Origin of the sequence: Stenotrophomonas sp. HMWF023, from assembly GCF_003060985.1 — a bacterium.
Taxonomy (GTDB): Bacteria; Pseudomonadota; Gammaproteobacteria; order Xanthomonadales; family Xanthomonadaceae; genus Stenotrophomonas; species Stenotrophomonas lactitubi.
This window is the reverse complement of record NZ_QAIJ01000210.1, coordinates 2,279-3,882: the sequence shown is the minus strand read 5'-3', so window position 1 is coordinate 3,882 and position 1,604 is coordinate 2,279. Positions and strand designations below refer to the sequence as shown.

At 65.9% G+C, this 1,604-nt stretch carries 1 protein-coding gene; it reads right to left on the bottom strand.

The features are described 5' to 3' along the window. Positions 1-151: 151 nt before the first annotated feature. A partial coding sequence (gene ggt, locus DBR20_RS11350) for a gamma-glutamyltransferase (protein ID WP_258223304.1) occupies positions 152-1,604 on the bottom strand: 1,453 nt, incomplete at its 5' end.

The following is a 1,604-nucleotide window of genomic DNA, read 5'->3' as shown; positions in this document are numbered from 1 at the left end:
GGGTATTACCGCGGATCGACCATAGTTTCATGGCGCAATTATCGGTCGCCGCTCGTTAAATAATCGCTAGCGGGAAAACGAAAAACCCCGCCGTTGCGGGCGAGGTTCTCAGGTCTGCGTCCGCCGGGCATGGCCCGGCGCTACCACCGGATCAGGGAGCCGGCACGACCTGGGCGCTGCCGACCGGATTGCGCGGATCGCTGCCGCCAAACAGCTTGTTGGCCTTGCGGTCCCACTCCACCGTCTGCAGGTTGCCCCACACATGGCTGGAACCACGGCCACCAGCGGCGACCTCGCCCGGCAGATCGATCTTGTGGCCCATCGCCTGCAGCTGCTTGATGGTCGCAGCGTCGAAAGCGTTGCTCTCGGCTTCGATCAGGTCCGGCAGCCACTGGTGGTGGTAGCGCGGCAGCGCGGCGACCTGCTGCGCATCCAGGCCAGCGTCGTAGCCGAGAATGCCCAGCAGCACCATGGTGATGATGCGGCTGCCACCAGGCGTGCCCAGCACGATCACCTTGTCGTCGTTCTCCATGAACGTCGGCGTCATCGAGCTGAGCATGCGCTTGCCCGCTTTCGGTGCATTGGCGGCGTAGCCCATCACGCCAAAGGCGTTGGGCGTGCCCGGCTTCAGCGCGAAGTCGTCCATCTCGTTGTTCAGCAGCACACCCGTTCCCTTCGGAATCAGGCCCGAGCCGTACAGCAGGTTGACGGTCTGGGTAGCACCGACACGGTTGCCGTCACGGTCGATGATCGAGAAATGGGTGGTCTCGTCATCTTCCAGCGGCGTCGGGTTGCCCGACAGCAGGTCGCTGGGAGTGGCCTTCTCCGGGTGGATGGTGGCACGCAGGCCCTGTGCGTAATCCTTGCTGGCCAGCACCTTCTGCGGGATCTGCACGAAATCCGGATCGCCGAGGAAGAAGGTGCGGTCACGGTAGGCACGGCGCATCGACTCCACCACCAGATGGGTGCGGTGCGCCGCATCCATCTGCTTGATGTCCCAGCCTTCCAGGATCTGCAGCATGCTGGCCAGGGCGATGCCACCGGAGGACGGCGGCGGCGCGGTGGTGATCTTCCAGCCGTTGTAGTTGAAGACGATCGGCGCACGCTGCTTGACGCGGTAGCCGGCCAATTCCTCGGCGGTCCACTTGCCACCTGCCTGCTTCACGCCGGCCAGCAACAGCTTGCCGGTCTGGCCCTTGTAGAAGCCATCGAAGCCGCCGGCTGCCAGGCGTTCCAGGGTCTGCGCCAGTTCCGGCTGCTTGAACAGGTCACCGGTGGCGATCGGCTTGCCATTGCGCAGGTAGACCTCGCGCGTACCGGGGTAACGTTCCATCACTTCGCGGCGCGAGGCATAGCCTTTGGCCATGCGCTCATAGACCGGGAAGCCATCGCGGGCGATACGGATCGCCGGCTGCAGCGAGGCCGCCAGCGGCAGCTTGCCGTGCTTGGCCGACAGTTCGACCAGCGCCGCCGGCAGGCCGGGAATGCCGGCCGACCACGGGCCGTTGACCGAGCGGTCGCGGTCCAGGTCGCCCTTCTTGTCGAGGAAGGCCTGCGGCGTGGCGGCGGCCGGCGCGGTCTCGCGCGCGTCCAGCATCACGTCC